Source organism: Sinobacterium caligoides, assembly GCF_003752585.1.
GTDB lineage: Bacteria > Pseudomonadota > Gammaproteobacteria > Pseudomonadales > Sinobacteriaceae > Sinobacterium > Sinobacterium caligoides.
On the sequence record NZ_RKHR01000003.1, the window covers coordinates 1 to 18,282 of the forward strand.

At 45.5% G+C, this 18,282-nt stretch carries 12 protein-coding genes; 1 reads left to right on the forward strand and 11 read right to left on the reverse strand.

Annotated features, from left to right (window positions below):
• The 4 genes from EDC56_RS00265 to EDC56_RS00280 all read right to left on the reverse strand — a co-directional run.
• Positions 1–2,982, reverse strand: a 2,982-nt coding sequence (locus EDC56_RS00265) for a two-partner secretion domain-containing protein (RefSeq protein WP_123710541.1), incomplete at its 3' end; no start/stop codon positions are given.
• Between the two features lie 34 nt (positions 2,983–3,016).
• Positions 3,017–4,879 (reverse strand): ShlB/FhaC/HecB family hemolysin secretion/activation protein, encoded by a 1,863-nt coding sequence (locus EDC56_RS00270; RefSeq protein ID WP_148059264.1) that lies wholly within the window; start codon positions 4,877–4,879, stop codon positions 3,017–3,019.
• Between the two features lie 754 nt (positions 4,880–5,633).
• A complete protein-coding gene (locus EDC56_RS00275) occupies positions 5,634–6,275 on the reverse strand; it encodes a nitroreductase family protein (RefSeq protein ID WP_123710543.1) in 642 nt (213 codons plus the stop codon).
• Positions 6,276–6,380: 105 nt separating this feature from the next.
• A complete protein-coding gene (locus EDC56_RS00280; RefSeq protein ID WP_123710544.1) occupies positions 6,381–6,791 on the reverse strand; it encodes a DUF4279 domain-containing protein in 411 nt (136 codons plus the stop codon).
• Positions 6,792–7,066: 275 nt separating this feature from the next.
• Between EDC56_RS00280 and EDC56_RS00285 the strand changes: the two genes are divergently transcribed.
• Positions 7,067–9,184 carry a carboxy terminal-processing peptidase gene (locus EDC56_RS00285; protein WP_211333512.1) on the forward strand — a complete coding sequence of 706 codons (2,118 nt, stop codon included), beginning with the start codon at positions 7,067–7,069 and terminating at the stop codon, positions 9,182–9,184.
• 49 nt (positions 9,185–9,233) lie between these two features.
• Here the strand turns inward: EDC56_RS00285 and gorA are convergent, their stop codons facing one another.
• From gorA to EDC56_RS00320, 7 genes are all read right to left on the reverse strand, one after another.
• On the reverse strand, positions 9,234–10,601 hold the full coding sequence (gene gorA / locus EDC56_RS00290; protein ID WP_123710545.1) for a glutathione-disulfide reductase: 1,368 nt from the start codon (positions 10,599–10,601) through the stop codon (positions 9,234–9,236).
• A 35-nt stretch (positions 10,602–10,636) separates the two neighbouring features.
• Entirely contained in the window at positions 10,637–12,022 is a 1,386-nt protein-coding gene (gene cysG / locus EDC56_RS00295; RefSeq protein WP_123710546.1) for a siroheme synthase CysG, read from the reverse strand.
• A 110-nt stretch (positions 12,023–12,132) separates the two neighbouring features.
• Positions 12,133–13,416 carry a serine--tRNA ligase gene (gene serS, locus EDC56_RS00300; protein ID WP_123710547.1) on the reverse strand — a complete coding sequence of 428 codons (1,284 nt, stop codon included), beginning with the start codon at positions 13,414–13,416 and terminating at the stop codon, positions 12,133–12,135.
• Between the two features lie 16 nt (positions 13,417–13,432).
• Positions 13,433–13,825 carry a fluoride efflux transporter CrcB gene (crcB, locus tag EDC56_RS00305; RefSeq protein ID WP_123710548.1) on the reverse strand — a complete coding sequence of 131 codons (393 nt, stop codon included), beginning with the start codon at positions 13,823–13,825 and terminating at the stop codon, positions 13,433–13,435.
• 3 nt (positions 13,826–13,828) lie between these two features.
• Entirely contained in the window at positions 13,829–15,178 is a 1,350-nt protein-coding gene (locus EDC56_RS00310; protein ID WP_123710549.1) for a replication-associated recombination protein A, read from the reverse strand.
• Positions 15,178–15,807 carry an outer membrane lipoprotein periplasmic chaperone LolA gene (gene lolA / locus EDC56_RS00315; RefSeq protein ID WP_162844032.1) on the reverse strand — a complete coding sequence of 210 codons (630 nt, stop codon included), beginning with the start codon at positions 15,805–15,807 and terminating at the stop codon, positions 15,178–15,180. Before lolA ends, EDC56_RS00310 begins: the two co-directional genes overlap by 1 nt.
• 70 nt (positions 15,808–15,877) lie before the next feature.
• Positions 15,878–18,211, reverse strand: a complete 2,334-nt coding sequence (locus EDC56_RS00320; protein WP_123710551.1) for a DNA translocase FtsK — start codon at positions 18,209–18,211, stop codon at positions 15,878–15,880.
• Between the last annotated feature and the right edge of the window lie 71 nt (positions 18,212–18,282).

Here is an 18,282-nt window from a genome sequence, read left to right on the forward strand (position 1 = left end):
AGTGACCAATTGACCATCGGAAAAGTCATTGCTGATAGTGCCATCGGTTATCACCTCAGTGATACCATGGAAGTTTATGTCGGCAGCTATTGCTTCGTTGAGGCCAGTGAACGACCAATCAAAGGTGCCCTGCTCGGTAATGGTGCCGGCTGTTGTCAAATGATTGATGTTTGAAAATTGACGCCCACCCGACGTTAACGTGTTAAGGCTTGCAATATCCCAGTTACCATTAGACTCATCGACGACGCTGTCAAATTCACCATTGCCCACATAGTTGCCGGAACCAGTAAATTTAATATCGGCGACGGTTAGATCTGCCCCTGAAACAGTGACCAATTGACCATCGGAAAAGTCATTTCTGATAGTGCCACCGGTTATCACCTCAGTGATACCATGGAAGTTTATGTCGGCAGCTATTGCTTCGTTGAGGCCAGTGAACGACCAATCAAAGGTGCCCTGCTCGGTAATGGTGCCGGCTGTTGACAAGTGATTGATATTTGAGAATTGGCGCCCAGCTGAAGTTAAAGTATTTAGGTTAGAAATTCCCCAATCACTATTAGACTGATCTACGATGATATCAAAAGCGCCAGCATTACCGACATAATCCCCTGTTCCAAAAAAATCAATACCAACAGCCTTGAACAGCTGAGCCCCTTGGTTAGCTATGTTAATACTTGCGTTTGACAGATTTGAAATTATACCGTCGGACTCGACTCGATCAATATCAAAAAACTCCCTAACAGAGTCATTAACGTGCTTGTGACCCAATATATCCCAATCGTCACTACGGTTATCCCTTACTACATCTGTCGCTACGTCACTCCCTGTATAACTACCATCGCCGAAGAAATCTATTTCGGCTACACGGATTTTATCGTTGCCATCAATGACGATCGTCTGGTCTACGCCGCTATCATTTGAAATTCTAAAATCGGAATTAATTTCATCGACATGCCGGAAGGATCGCATATGGTCATCGACTGCTCCAGCCCCTTTAATCCTCCACTCTGCATTCAATGGACCGCTAGTACGGTTATCCATGATAATATCGATATCTTCATCACTACCAAAATAAGTCGCCTCACGTTGCAGCCCATCACCAACAAAATTAATTCCAGCAACATTGAGTACATCATCATCCTCAAGTGTGATGGTCTTGGCCCCAGCCTCATTAATGATTGCGCCATCGCTTTGTACGACCTCATCAACCATACTAAAACGACGAACATGATCATCAATAACTTTATCTGCGATAAGGCTCCAGGTAGTACCACTTTCAACCCCGTTGGTATTTGACTCAGTTCGATTATCAACTATGGTATCTTTCGCCGTGGAACTACCGATGTAGTCACCATCACCAACAAAGTCTATCGCCGCGACGTTAATCTTCGTGTCATCATCGATGGTGACGATCTGTGCTGCGCCGCTGTCATTAGTTATAGTACCCGCGGTTTGCACCTGATCAATCTGCGTGAAGCTGCGTACCTGATCATCAGCATTGTTATTGCCTTTGACGTGCCAATTAGCATCACTACCGATACGAGCATCGACCACACTATCAATAGCTGAATCACTGCCGATGTAGTTTCCTTGCCCAACAATACGCAGATCATCAACAGTAAGAGCGTCGTTCTCGACAATGACGCTCTTAGCTAAACCGGAGCTATTGACAACTTGTCCGTCAGCATTAACTTGCTCGATATCGTTTATTAAGAAATTACCAATTGACGCATTACCATTACCGAGATTAACATCCCCCGTTAAATCATCAATAATAGTGTCACTGCCTGAACCACCCGAAACAGTAACTATTGAACTAGCGGTAATTGTGCCAAGCTTGCTACTACTATTTGCATCACCATGACCAACCTCTATTCCAATAGTCCCATCACCTGTCAACTCTATTAACCCGTCGTTTGTTAAATTAGCTGTTTGGATGACTATATGTGAGGTTTGACCACTGATTTTTCCGCTATTTATAACATCTCCCTTAGTGGAGACTTCAATAGCGCCTGCGTCCAACGAGCCCCCATCAGCAACACTTATCTCACCTGCAGGCGCATTGATAATATCGCCCATATTTGAGCTTAAGCGTATTGTACCGTTGCTAGTACTTATACCTGTTGCTTTTATTAAACCAGTGTTATTAACGGCGTTATCAAATAATGCAGAGCTTTCGTTCGCCTTAAGAACAATGTGGGTAGCCTGTATATCTCCGCTATTCGAGATTAAGTTCTCGTTTGTAAGGTCCTTATCCAAAAGGCCATCACTATCTACTGACACCCCTATATAGCCGTCTTGATCGAAAGTAATTGTTGCGGCGTTTGTAGCGTTTAATGATATATACCTCGCGCCAACCGATGTATCGCCTGAGCCTATTGAGCCACTATTAACGATATGGTTGCTGATAAAGTGCGCGCTAGAAGCGGCATTGATGGAGCCTTCTAGCCGAAGAGTGTTACCCCCACCCTCCTTAACAGTCATCGTTTTAGCATCGAAATCGAGGCTATCAAGCGCGAGTGTTGATGCGACAATAGCACCTACGTTGACTGTTGACTGAGGGTGAAAAATAATGCCATTACTATTAACGATGACAATTTTTCCGTTAGCCTCGATAGAGCCGAATATATTCGATGGGGAACTTGAAGTGACATTATTAACAGTGATGGATGAGGCTGTCGGCTGCTCAAAAACCATATCCTGATTAAGGCCGACACTGAAGTCTGCCCAGTTAATTCGAGCCTCTGGCGTTGTTTGAATAACTTTTAAGTTATCCGGGGTAATTGTTGCTGTACCCTCTACCACCACGCCCCCAGTCGGCGCAGCATTAACAAATTGACTAGACGCCATACCGCCTACACTTAAAGCAACCTGTGCTGCTACTGCGAGAGTAATAGGCATAGGAGTAAAAGGAAGGGGGATTCGCTGACGTTTAGTTTTGCGGTTAAATCCAGCTGTGTTTTTTTTAGCAATTTTCTTCATGATGATTCTTCCGTGAAAGCTAAATTATCAGCGTTTACTTAAAGTAAAAAGTAAAGTCTACGAACGTTCGAATTGATTTCTGGTCCAAGCCAACACCTTCCACAGAAGACTCTATCGATAGTGGACGCGCTATACTGATTTGTGAGTTGAAACTTTCGCCAGCATGAAACTTTAATAACATCCCATAGCCAGACATTTTCGCCCAATCATCTGCCGTATCTACTGCATAGACATTTTGACTACCATAAGCACCCTCTAGAAATATGCCAAATTCAAATAAATCCTTGAGCTGTTTATCGCCATAGACGCTGAAGTTTATTAGATCTGGGATATCCGGGTACCACTCTGTTGCGATATATGCTGAGCTATCAGCAGAAAAATCACTAACAGTAAATGCGCGGACAGCAGCGCCACCGCCCAGTGAGCTTTGCTCGTATGCTGGCAGCGAGCTTTCACTGTATTGACCGAAGCTGCGAACGATTAACCGTGACTTTAGGTCACTAAATGGAATAGGTAAAAAGAACAGCGAGTTGGTCGCCATCCGGAACTTATAGAATTCATCATCACGAGTAACAGGAACATCATTTGTTATCTTACCGTACTGTACGCTTAGGTCTATCATGTTAAGCATAGGAAAGGTGTTACCCATCACATCAAAGCTAAACCCTAAATCAGCACCAACAGTGTGGTCGCCAGCATTGGTCAGCAAATCAATTTCTGACTCTAGCTCTGTCTTTTTGTCTGTAAGATTCGCAGACAGCGTAAAGTTTTTTGCTCGTGTTCTAAGCATTTTCCTGCTTATACCTAACTGATACAGACTATTTTTCCCCGTAATGTCATATCGATCACTGTTCTCGTTCTCTACGGTAAATTCGTTATAGTCAGCTCCGACATTTATTCTCGTGCGTGCATCAAACACAGGGTAGCTGTAGTGAATTTGACCTAGGTCTGAATTCAGAGGGCTAAATGACTTCAAGTAACCGATTGACAGCTCATCACCATTTCCTGTCAGGTTATATAGGTCAGCTACAGCATAGAGTCGGTTATCGCCTGTAAAGGTTGATCCATGATTATCTGCTCTTATTGCCAGCTGCCACTTTTGCTCTTCTCTGACATTGATATTTAGCTTTGTTTCGCTTGGACGGCTACCCGCTTCAAAACCACCATAAATGCTTAGCCCGGGATAATCATTTAATAGATAAAAAGCTTCTTCAATATCCTTATCATTTACCAACAACCCAACCTGATCAATTAAGGGTTGCTTTAGCCTTTCCTCTGAGTATGACTGGTTCCCAGTGACACTCAACTCACCAAGTACACCTTCCATGATTCCTAGCTTTACAACACCATTTTGCACATCTTGAGCGGGGATATAGGCCTTTGCTAAAAACAAGCCGTTACTTCTATAAAATTGTGTGACTAAAGCGGCAACATCCTCAATGTCATAATAAGATAAGCCCCGTGCTGCATTTTGTTGCTTAATGACATCAGTCAACTGCCTTAAGGCACTTTCATCTAGCCCTTTTGATTCCCTTGCTTTTACCCGCTCTAGAGTCGCAGCCAGTTCTTCAAGTTCAGCACGTGTATATCCACTAGCGAACACTTCGTCAACCTTCATCAACGACCGTCGCTTATTTTCAACTATAGATTTTACCGCGGATTTTGTTATTCCTGACTCAGGGAATTCAGGTATACGATCAAACTCAAATTTCTCGACAAGTATTTTAGGTAGATCATCCCTGTCATCTGAAGCTGGTATTCTTACCTCGTTTGATGGCGCTTCACTGCCTTCACTCCTTGCCTGGAATTGTTTTTCGAGTTTACTCCCATCAAGCTCGGGTGAACTGTTATCAATAGCTCCTCTTATCGCATTATTGACTTGTGCTGCTTGAGCCAAACAATGACTTGAGTTAGTTAATATTATAAAGGAGCTTAATCCTACGACCAAAGATAAGGGCCGACGCCCAGAGAAAAAGATTGACACGAAAAACTCCCTTTAAAGCCAATTGCTGCACTCGAAAATCAATCGATTGATGTCAGCATGAGTCCATCACTAAGCAAAGGATGAGACATTATTTCCTAGGTATCAGAGATAGAGTAAATTATTATTAAGGTGGATTTTCCACTTTTTGCAGCCTAACTGCCATCCCTAGTGTTGGGGGTATTCTAAATAAAAGTACATGTTTACGTCAAGATATCTTCACTTTACTCATCCTTGCAACTTGTGGTATGTACAGACTGGTGCTGTTTGTACACTTATCAAAAACGTCACAAATCAGCCTTGCCAACGGCTAATGACGAAGCCACATCATTATCGCTGTTAACGAATATTCAAATTGCTTTTGAGAAACACTACAAGTTAAATAACAGTAAAAAAGAGGTGCCATAATGACTTATGGCGCTAAATAAACAGGCGGAACATAGTGCCAAGCCATTGTTTCTATAGGATATTAAGATCTAGCCAACAAAAATAAAATACTTAAATACTCTTTAACTATAATTTTATTTAAGCAATTCACTGCCAAGAACGAGGGTTGCAAGAGCATGATTACAGCATGCCGAATACCGCTCTATAGCTATAAGTCTTACGAACAGTTATATTTTATAGAACAGCATTCTTGCTTTAATATTAAGAAGCGAGGCAATAGATTTTACTTACGGCATGTCACTACCTGATCATACGGAAACCTCACCTTACAAGCCTTATCAAGGGTGTTGAAGTCGTCATCTGAACGATAACCTAACAGCACTATTGCAGTTGCCTTCAAGCCTTGCTCCTTTAAATTAAAAAGCTCACCGACCGCCTCTGGATCAAAGCCCTCCATGGGAGTTGCATCAACACCAATCATCGCAGCTGTTGTCAATAGCTGACCAAGCGCAAGATATAATTGACAGTCTATCCATGTTTGCAGATCAGCCGCACTTTTAGAGCTAACGAAACCTTGCATCATCTCAAGTCGATCAGGGTTGACCTGAGAGTGGCGGAGCTTAGCAGAAAGACTCTCAATCTCAGCACAATCTTGCACAGTAAAACTCTGTTTGGAGCACAGAACAATCGCATGAGAGCAATCTATCACTTTCTGCTTATTTGTAGCCCAGCTAGCTTGAGAGATCTCTAATTTATCCGCCGCATTTGAAATAGAAATAAAGTGCCATGGCTGGCTGTTTATCGACGAAGGAGCCAGTCGCAAAGATTGCAACAAGTCTTCTATAAGTTCATCAGGTACCGTCTTATCAGGCGAATATGCTTTGGTGGTGTAACGTAAAGAAAGTAACTCTAAGGCAGTTTTCATCAGGGCTCTCAAATATACCAATTTTAGGGCGCATATAATAAGCGATTCCACTACAACTTCAATGGCGGGCCAACAATGCCTTCCCTACCCGGATAGCCGTCTGAGTTACCCCATATAAACATTCCAATCTACCTCAATAGATAACTCAGCCATCTGTGAAATGATATGACTTGACAATCCTGGCCCTCCCTGGCCGTCACTATGCCAGAAGTTGATAATATTAACCGTACCGCCGCCCGCAATAACATCGACTATATGTTTACGCTTTGGCCTGACTATATCTAATAAGTATTGTATATGCTCCGTTGTATCATTAGAGTCAATCTCGCCTCTAGTTGTTAGAAACCAGCCATCAAATGGCTTCCCGTCTGCCTGCGACCAAATTTTTGTCGCCTTAATCCCCATAAACTCATCGACGGAAGCGCTATTTATATGCTGAGGGTAGATCCGCAATGTGGCATAGGTGCGAACACAATGCTGAGCTCGATCAATAAGTGCAAATTTTCGTTGGCTCATAGTTAAACCTAATGCTTAATTTATTGTCAAAGATGCAGTTTACAAAGAAATAAAGACTTAACTCAACACCGGGTACAGCATGGCTCTGGGCATTCGATCTAAAAAAGGCTATGCTAGTTGTCAATAATAGACATGTAAATAAACACTTATACTTTTTTAATCAAGCATTTATGTCATAGGGTGTTCGAGCATACAGATAGCTCTTTCGGTAATTGACAGTGACTATGAGCCTTTCGACATAGCACATTAGATGCACCAAATAAGACAGATAGTCCATGAAATTGATGAAGCCTCCTTTCGCCGCCGCCTGTATTGCTGCTTTTATTGCGTCTACATCCTCACTATCGGTAAGCGCAAAAGAGGTTAATGCTTTAAAACCTCTTCCAGTGCACAGCAATGTAACCGAAGAAATAGTCGATACACTCAATAGCCGAGCCTATCAAAAGCTCGATATCGATGACGACTTGTCACAGCAGCTATTTGATAATTACCTCAAAGCGCTAGACCCGAGCAAGTCATACTTACTACAGAGTGATATTGATCGATTAAACTTATACCGCGATAAGCTCGACAACCAACTTAAAGATGGCAAGCTAGAGGCAGGTTATGCAATATTCACCGCTTATGAGAAGCGACTAGAGGAAAGGCTGGAAAAAGTTATTAGCGAGCTACCTCAAACGATTAAGTCTTTCGATTTTACCAAAGATGAGTCGATCGCTATAGATGACAAAGCTAGAAAGTGGCCCGCGACAATGGCTGAAGCTGATGATCTATGGAGAAAGCGCATCAAGTCCAGTGTGCTCAGCCTCCGCATGGACGGCAAAGACGACAAAGGAATTGAGGAGCTCTTACTCAAGCGCTACCAACATCAGCTTAAGCGCATAACGCAGTTAGAAACAGAGGATGTTTACCAGCTTTATATTAACTCCTTCACCCAGATCTACGATCCTCATACCAACTACCTATCACCTCGTAGCTCAGAAAACTTTAAGATAAACATGAGCCTTTCCCTCGAAGGAATTGGCGCCGTACTAACCAAAGAAGACGAATACGTTAAAATAGTTAGACTTGTCCATAGTGGGCCAGCTGAGAAGACAGGTCAGCTACAGCCAGCAGATCGAATCATCGGTGTAGGTCAAAACTCAAATGGCAAAATTGAAGATGTCATTGGACTTAGGCTTGATGAGGTAGTCGACAAAATCCGCGGAAAGAAAGGCAGTACTGTTCGGCTGGAAGTTATTCCTGTTGATGCGGAAAGCATAGATAAGACGAAAGTCGTCACCATCGTTCGTGATAAGGTGAAACTTGAAGACCAATCTGCCCAGAAACAGATGCTGGAGCTCTATGACAACGGTAAATTAAGGAAAGTGGGCGTCATCAGTGTACCGACTTTTTACATCGACTTTGCCGAACTGCGTAAAGGTAACCCCAATTATAAGAGCACGACCAGAGACGTATCGAAGCTGCTTGCAGAGCTAACCGCTGACGGAGCAGAGGGAATCATTATTGATTTGCGAGAAAACGGTGGCGGCTCATTACAAGAAGCCAATGAACTGACGGGCTTGTTCATTGAATCTGGGCCTACAGTACAGATCAGGAACGGAAACAACAGAATTGGTCGTCAAGGCAAGATGCCAGGGAAGCCATATTACGATGGTCCGATGTTAGTCATGATCAACCGTATGAGCGCTTCTGCATCGGAGATTTTTGCCGGTGCGATACAGGATTACCGACGAGGCGTTATCGTTGGCAGTCGCTCCTTTGGTAAAGGGACAGTACAATCGCTTATGCCGCTGAACCATGGGGAACTTAAAATCACCGAATCAAAGTTTTACCGCATCTCCGGCAACTCCACACAACATCGTGGCGTTATACCTGATATTAAGTTCCCTGCCATTTATGATGTAGAGAAAGTCGGTGAGTCTACCTTAGACGATGCACTACCCTGGGACGCAATTGCGCCAGCGCGTCATAAGTTTTATTTTGAGATTACATCGATTGTTCCCGAGCTTAAAGCATTGCACCAACAACGCATGGCCGAAGACCCAGATTTCGTCTATTTAAACGATCAACTCGCTGCTCGAGAGCTTATCAATGCAAGAAACACGATCCCTCTCAATGAGAAAGCCCGTCTTCAGCTGAAAGAAGACAATGAAAAGAGAATGCTGAATATTGAGAACAAGAAGCGAAAGGCAAAGGGCCTGGAGCTACTTGCCTCGTTAGACGATAAAGATAAGATCGATGCCAAGAAGGAAAAGGAGAAGGCTAAAGAAGAAAAGCCTAAGCTTGATCCGGATACAAAAGCATTTGATGAGAATGACATCTATCTAACAGAAAGCGGCTACATCTTGGTTGATGTGATTAACGCGTTCAACAAAATTGCCCAGCATTGATCAGTAACCTGCTTCGCTCGAGAGAGTGAAGCAGGTTTTACTCAGTGGATTACCGAGCCTGACGCATTGTCACCAGCTCTTCTGCTGCCGTTGGGTGTATTCCAATCGTTGCGTCAAAAGTCGCTTTAGTCGCCCCCGCTTTAATTGCAACAGCAAATCCTTGCACAATCTCACCTGCGTCAGCACCTAAGACATGCAGCCCGACGACTCGATCAGTATCATCGTCAACGAGAATCTTCATCATTGTTTTTTCAGTGTTACCACTCAATGTATGTTTGAGGTGGCGAAAGCTGCTTTGGAAAACACTAAGGCTTGAGTATCGCTCCCTTGCCTGCTCCTCCGTCAGGCCAACGGTCCCAATGTTTGGGTGTGAAAATACCGCCGTTGCAATGCAATCATAATCAACAGGCTTCGCATCACTCCCGTATAGCTCATAAGCTAGGGCCATGCCTTCTGCAAGCGCCACCGGTGTTAGTTGCGGCCCACCAATGATATCCCCCACGGCATAAAGACCATCGACAGAAGTCCGAAATTCGCCATCAACAACAACAAAACCTTGGTCATCTATCTTTAAATCATCAGCAAATGCTCCCAAGCAATCCAACGAAGGAGCACGCCCGACGGCTGAGAGAAGCTGCTGACAATTAACTATCTCACCGCTAGCAAGTGATAGACTTAAATCCCCACGCTCACCACTAACAGAGTTAAGCCCTGTATTAAGGTGCACATGCACACCCTTTTCTATCATCTGACGCGTCAACTCGTAGGCAATTTCTCGATCAAAGCTACGCAACACCCTGTCACCACGGCAAATAAGGTGAACCTCTGCTCCAAGACCATTAAAAATGCTGGCAAACTCGACAGCTATATAGCCACTACCTAAGATCACAATGGTTTCAGGAAACTTCGCCAAATCGAAAATTTCATTTGAATCAACAGCTTTTTCGATACCATCAACTTCAGGCATCACTGGACGCCCACCAGTCGCGAGCAAAATCTTGTCAGCAGTTAAAGTTTTTTGGCTGCCGTTTGCGTCAGTCACGCACACAGTATTGGGGCCTGAAATTGTTGCTGACCCTGCTATGACGTCAGCACCACTGGCCGATAACATATTGGTATATATATCATTGAGGCGATGAATCTCTTTAGTTTTATTATCGCGCAAGACACTCCAATCAAAGCTTGGCGAGCTCGCATGCTGCCAACCGAAGCCGGCTGCATCGCGAAAGTCTTCGCCATAATGGGCCGCATAACTGTAGAGCTTTTTAGGTACACAACCGACATTGACGCAGGTTCCTCCCCAGTACTCTCGCTCGACTATTGCCACCTTGGCACCGAGACCAGCCGACATCCGGGCACATCTAACGCCACCAGACCCTGCGCCAATAACTAATAAGTCGTAATCGAAATTATGCATAACCCATTCCTAAATATTTCTAACAACCAACTGCTCTATACAGAAGGTGAAAACCAGTTCAACTTATCATGTAAATTAACAACTTCGCCCACTATGATAAGCGTTGGAGCTCTTACTTTTTCTGCAGCAACAATGGCATTGATAGTTTCTAAAGTGCCGGTTAACACTCTGTGGTGCCGTGTTGTCCCCTGCTGGATTAGCGCAATAGGTGTTGTCGCTGCGCGACCATGTGCGATAAGCTGCTGACAAATTACCGGTAGGCCAGTCAATCCCATATAAAAAACAACCGTTTGATCGCTAAACGACAGCTTTTCCCAGTTGAGATCAGTCGTGTTGTTCTTTAGATGCCCGGTTACCAATGAAACCGATTGCGAATAGTCTCTATGTGTTAGCGGGATACCACTGTAGCTCGCGCAACCTGCCGCAGCAGTAATCCCTGGAACCACCTGAAAAGGGATGCCAAGCTCAGCAAGACGCTCAATTTCCTCGCCACCACGACCAAAAATGAAAGGGTCACCACCTTTTAGGCGTAGCACTTTTCTACCTTCTTGAGCATATTTCACCAACAGCTCATTAATTTCTAGCTGTGGTACCGAGTGCTCTGATCGCGCCTTCCCTACATAGACGTACTCAGCATCCTTACGGCAGAGTTCGACAACCTCGTCAGAGACCAAGCGATCGTATAAGACTACATCAGCCTTTTGCATTAGCCTTAATGCCTTAAAAGTGAGTAAATCTGGATCTCCAGGCCCCGCCCCGACAAGAAATACTTCGCCTACAACGGCCTCATCCTCGCTTTCGAGCAAATCAGTTAAAGCTGCTTGAGCTTCCAACTCTTTGCCCGCTAAGACCAACTCTGCAACCGGACCATCTAAGGTTTTTTCCCAGAATAAGCGGCGCTGATCGATCGTTTGAAAGCGAGACTTAACTGCTTCACGGAACCGTCCAACTAGGTCTCCTAAGCGACCATAAGCTGAGGGGATCATGCTCTCGATTTTAGTTCGTAGCTGTCGTGCTAGAACGGGTGATTTTCCACCACTGCTTACCGCAACGACAACCGGAGATCGATCTATAATCGCAGGCAAAATAACACTACATAGAGACGGGTTATCAACGACGTTAACGGGAATATTCCCCCGCTGTGCATCCCTAGAAACCTGCTCATTAACAACTAAACAATTTGTCGCAGCAATGATCAAAGTATACCCATCAACGAGGCCGTGCTCATAGGGTTTTAGCAGTAACTGCCCCTTGCTTGCTTTAACTATCCCGCTCAAATCTTCACAAATATCCGGGGCTACAACATCTATTACAGCGCCAGATTTGGCTATAAGATGTGCCTTGCGATAAGCAATTGTACCGCCACCAACAATGAGGCACCTCTTACCTTTCATATCAAAGAATAAAGGAAGAAACTCCATGCTATACCTCCAGCATAGTTATTTTTATCATAGCGTTGTTTGCTCAAGATCACTTTAAACCTAGCAAACAAAAGGGCACCGTTAGTGCCCTTTTGTCGAAAAATGATACCTTAAGATATCACTTCAAGGCCGCCCATATAGGGTCGCAAGACCTGGGGAACATCAACACTACCATCTGCATTTTGGTAGTTTTCCAGCACTGCTACCAAGGTACGCCCAACCGCCAGACCCGAGCCATTTAACGTATGCAAGTATTCATTCTTACCCGTTTCAGGGTTCTTCCAGCGAGCCTTCATTCTGCGCGCTTGGAAATCTCCAGTATTAGAGCACGAGCTTATTTCCCGATACTTATCTTGTCCCGGCAACCAAACTTCAAGATCGTAGGTTTTTCTGGCAGAGAAACCTAAGTCGCCACCACAAAGAATGACTTTTCTGTAAGGCAGCTCTAGTGCCTGAAGAATTGCTTCTGCATGCCCGGTAAGCTCCTCTAACGCCTGGTTAGACTGATCTGGTCGAGCAAAATGAATCAACTCTACCTTCTCAAACTGATGTTGACGAATCATCCCGCGAGTGTCACGGCCTGCACTGCCTGCTTCACTACGAAAGCAGTTAGTATGTGCACAAAACTTCTGCGGTAGTTCGTTGACTATTTCGTCACGATATAAATTAGTCACAGGGACTTCAGCCGTCGGCGCAAGGTAGAAATCTCGCTCACCGATCAACTTGAATAAGTCTTCTTCAAATTTTGGCAGCTGCCCCGTACCACGAAGTGAATCGCCATTAACGACAACGGGGACATTGATTTCACTATAGCCGTGCTTATCAATGTGCGTATTCAACATGAATTGAGCCAGAGCACGATGCAACCTTGCAATACCACCTTTTAGCACGGCAAAGCGCGAGCCAGCAATCTTAACGCCAGCGGCGAAATCTAACTCGTTCCCCTTGTTTTCACCAAGAGAAACGTGATCTTTGGCTTCAAAATCAAAGCGCTTCGGCTCACCAAACTTTAATACTTCAACATTATCGTCCTCATCAGCACCCGCAGGTACTTCAGGGTCAGGGATGTTGGGTATCGACATCAGCCAAGCATCTAATTCCCGCTGGATTGAAGAGGCTTCACTTTCAAGCTTATCGACCTGCAGATCAATCTTTGCCAAGGTCTCATTCACCTCAGCCTTGGCATCATCGACAGACATACCTTGACCAACTAGTTGGCCAATTTTCTTAGAGGCCGACTTTCGCTCAGCACGGAGAGTCTGAGTATCGATATCAGACTGCTTACGACGAGCCTCTAACGCCGTAAACTTAGCTACATCAAGGTCATACCCTTTGATTTTTAGCTTTTCGGCAATAGTTGCGGTTTCAGCGCGGAGTAGTTTGGGATCGAGCATGATAATTCCTGGTTGATCAAATCATTCGTGTTAGTGTCACAGCCAGCCAGGCGGCAGCTATGGAGAGCACGACACTGGCCACTATGTAGACAATTGCTATTTGCGCATGACCGCTCTCAAAGAAGTTTATCGCCTCGAGAGAGAAAGTAGAGAAGGTCGTAAAAGCTCCCAGCAATCCTACCATTAAAACACTACGAAAATCAGGGTGAAGACTGCCTTTTTCAGTGATTAATACGTACATAACTCCCATCACCACGGAGCCTATGATGTTTACCAGTAAAGTGCCAATATGCATTTGCTGATGAACAACTATCTCACGATTAAAGTAGTTGCTAGCCGCAAATCTAAGGCAGGCACCAATAGCTCCACCAAATGCAATACTAATCCAAGTAAAAAGTGGGTGCACCATGACTCAATCCTCAACGGGTTTATAGCGTTGCCACTGACTGTCATTATCGAGCAGCTCTAGGCGTTTTAACTTATCTGAAATTTTGATCTCAAGGCCACGCTGAACAGGCCTATAGCAAGATGTGGCAACAACCTCTTCAGGCAAGTAGCATTCACCTGCCGCGAATGCATCGGGGTAATTATGGGCGTAGCGATACTCGCCGCCATAGTTTAACTCCTGCATCAACGATGTGGGAGCATTACGCAGATGTATGGGGACATCGTAACTTGGCTGACCCCTAACCATTGCCATCATTTCATTGAGGGCAGTGTAAACCGCATTACTTTTCGGTGCCGCAGCAAGGTATAGCACGGCTTGAGCTAGCGCCCTCTCCCCTTCACCACTTCCCAGCCTTACAAACGCGTCCCATGCATTCAAGGTAATCTCCAAGGCTCGTGGGTCAGCATTACCAATATCTTCGCTTGCCATCGTGACCAGGCGACGGGCTATGTAGAGAGGATCACAACCACCATCGATCATACGGCAAAACCAATACAGTGCCCCCTCGGTTGAGCTACCACGTATCGACTTGTGAAGTGCCGAGATCTGCTCATAGAAGATATCTCCACCCTTGTCGAATCGGCGAAGCTCTCCCGCAAGCACTTGCTCTAACTGATCCTCAATTAAGATGTTAGAGGAGGAGTCGGGGGCAATTAAATCGCAGGCAACCTCCAATATATTGAGTGCCCGACGCGCATCACCATCGGCTGCCACGGCAATCTTTTCAACGACGTCAGGCGTCGTCGTGATGCCACGCTGAATAAGACCACCCTTGGGGTCTGTCAAAGCTCTTTCTAATAGAGTGACGATCGCTTCTCGTGGTAGCGATTGCAAAATATAGACACGGCAACGAGACAATAAGGCGTTGTTAAGCTCAAAGGATGGGTTCTCAGTCGTTGCCCCTACAAAGATCACCGTGCCATCTTCGATATGTGGGAGAAATGCATCTTGCTGCCCTTTATTAAAGCGGTGCACCTCATCCACAAACAAGATAGTTTTAGCGCCATTCATCGCTCTACGTTGTTTTGCCCGTTCGACTGCCTCTCGAATATCTTTGACGCCAGCCAGAACTGCTGACATCGTCTCGAAATGAGCGTCTGTGACCTCCGCGATTAACTTAGCTAGTGTCGTCTTACCTACACCAGGCGGCCCCCAAAAAATCATGGAGTGCAACTGCCCTCGGTCGAGCGCTTCGCGAAGCGGTTTACCGCTCGCAAGGATATGTAGTTGCCCACTGTATTCAGCCAGCGTAGTTGGCCTCAACTTCGCCGCTAAAGGCTGATAGCCGCAACTGTGGTCATCAAATAGCACGATTAGTTATCTTCCAGCACATCAGTTCCCTTAGGGGGAACAAAGACAAACATTGAGTCTGCCAGCTTTGGATTGAGCTTAATACCATTAAAGCGAATTACCGTGCTCTGCTCAAAGCCATCCTGGAGCGTCATACCTGTGACCTCTCGCCCTTCAAAATCAATCACTAACTTATCAAACAAAGAGTCGGTTGATCTTGGCTTAAGCGTAAAGCTTCCTGTTCCGACGGCATTCACACCACCGTCTACCTGGTACTGCTCGTTCAGCTGACCAACCTTGCCACTCAGGATCATAGCCGGTGTCTTTGATAGATCAACATCAAAAGGCCCTACTGTGGCTTGCTCAAGATCTGCGTCATAGCGCCATAGCTTAATGCCATCAGTGACGACAAGCTGTGAGAAAGGCTGCTCTGTTTGCCAGCGTATCTTGCCTGTATTGACCACCGCCATCTGGCCACTACTTCGCTCGATGACTTCACCGTCATCGTCTTTTAATGTTTGCTTAAAGCCTGCACTGTAACTGGAAAGTCCTGATAGCAAACCACTTAGCGCTGCCACTTCTTTATCACCAGCATAACTAACGCAGGAGACACTTAATGCTATGCTAGCAATGCTTAGAGTTAATAATTTCAAGGTTAGCCCCTTATCTTTAATTGACTAGGCCGCCATTAAGCGTCCTCGTTGTAACTGTCATGAAACGCTACTAATCCTTCGGTGGTGGCGCAGCTAAAACCTCTCTACTACCATTGTGCCCTGGACCACTGATAACACCGGCCATCTGCATAGCATCCACAAGATTTGCCGCCCTATTGTAACCGACACGTAGATGGCGCTGTACGGAGGAAATTGATGCTTTACGTGTCTCAGTCACAAAAGCGACTGCTTGATCAAACAATGCATCTTGAGCTTCAGCATTAGCATCACCATCAAGGCTGACTCCTGCCACTTCTGTATTGGCGCCGTCATCCAACAAGCCGTCGACATAACATGGCTCACCTCGCTTTTTAAGATCTTCAGCGACACGAACGACCTCATCATCATCGACGAAAGCGCCATGAACGCGCACAGGAACGCCCGTTCCTGGCGGCAAATAAAGCATATCGCCTTGCCCGAGTAACTGCTCAGCGCCACCTTGATCAAGTATGGTTCGTGAATCGATCTTAGATGAGACTTGAAATGCGATACGCGTAGGCACGTTTGCTTTAATGAGACCGGTAATGACGTCCACCGACGGGCGTTGAGTTGCAAGGATTAAGTGAATTCCTGCAGCACGTGCCTTCTGCGCGATACGGGCAATAAGCTCTTCAACTTTTTTACCGACAATCATCATCATATCGGCAAACTCATCAATGACGACAACAATGGAGGGTAATGACTCAAGCTCCGGGATAATATTAAGCTGTGCGTTTGCGCTGAAAGTATCCTGAGGCTGCCACAAAGGGTCGAGAAGAGGCTCATCTATAGCCTTAGCATCAGCTATTTTCCTGTTAAACCCAGCTAAATTCCTTACCTTAAGCGCTGCCATCAGGGCATAACGCCGCTCCATCTCGGCAACACACCAGCGCAACCCATTCGCCGCATCTTTCATGTCGGTGATAACAGGGGTTAATAGATGAGGGATGCCATCATAAACAGATAGTTCGAGCATCTTAGGGTCAATCATGATCAAGCGCACCTCTTCAGGTGTCGACTTATACAGCAAGCTCAACAGCATGGCATTAACACCGACAGACTTACCGGAGCCTGTCGTACCCGCAACCAATAAATGCGGCATCTTTGCCAAATCAGCCACAATCGGCTGGCCACTAATATCGTGACCTAACGCCATTGTTAACGTCGATTTACTATCTTCGAACACCTTGGAGGCGAGGACATCTTTTAATGACACCATCTCTCTGTCAATGTTGGGAATCTCTATACCAATGACTGACTTACCAGGAATCACCTCAACGACTCGAACACTAACGATAGCCAATGAGCGCGCAAGATCTCGTGATAAACCAGATATTTTGCTGGCCTTAACGCCTGGCGCTGGCTGAACTTCAAAGCGAGTGATAACAGGCCCAGGAGCAACGGAGACAACCTCGGCCACAACACCAAAATCCTTCAGCTTCAACTCTAGCATGCGAGACATAGCCTCGAGAGTCTCCTGGCTATAGCCAATATCAGCTTTGCACTCCACTTCATTCAACAACTCGAGCTTAGGCAACCCCTCAATAGTTTCCTCCATCGTCGGAAACAATTCATTCTGCTTCTCTCGCTCAACTCTAGCCGACTGTTCAACACGCTTCTTAACGGGAGCGATCTGCACTGGCGGCTTTACCTTGACCCTTTCGAGTTCAACCTCGACAGCTTGCTTGCGCTTATCTTTAGTGTCGCGTGCAAGCTTTTTTTCGGCTCTATTTTCACGAATTGAGCGGTACTTGGCTGCAATATAACTAAGAGCGGCCATTACTGCCATGCCACAGCGATCCATCACCCAGAACCAGGACATGTCAGTAAAAAGAGTCAATCCAAAAAGAAACAATGAGAATAGCAGCAGCTGAGCACCAAATATATTGAATGCATCCAGAGTAAAACGGCCAACACTCATGCCGATGATGCCACCACTTCCCATAGGCATGGAGCTCACTCCATGATCGTTGGCGATAAAACTCATTCCCGTTAAACCGACGACCACGAACACTAAGCCAAGCAGCCTTGTACCTACCAACCACATTGGAATGGAAACGGACTCATAACGTGCTCGGAACAATACATAGCCACGATACGCGATCATCAGCGGGAATAATGCGGCGGTATAACCAAAGGCTGAGAACAAAACATCGGCCAACCACGCCCCTGCCCTGCCGGCCGCATTATCAACGTCATGGCTACTCCCTAGCGATGACCACCCCGGGTCCGATGAGGAATAACTTAAAAGCGCTAGCATTAGATAGCTTGCAATTGCTACGGAGGCAATCAAGGCGCCTTCTCTCAGTCGCGGTGATAGCCCTCGCACCGCCTTATCTTCAGATAGAGTCTGTTCTTTTGCCACGTTACTGTTTGAATCTCCACATTAATGAGGGCGACAACCAATTCAGCCCATATTAAAGCCTAACAGATATT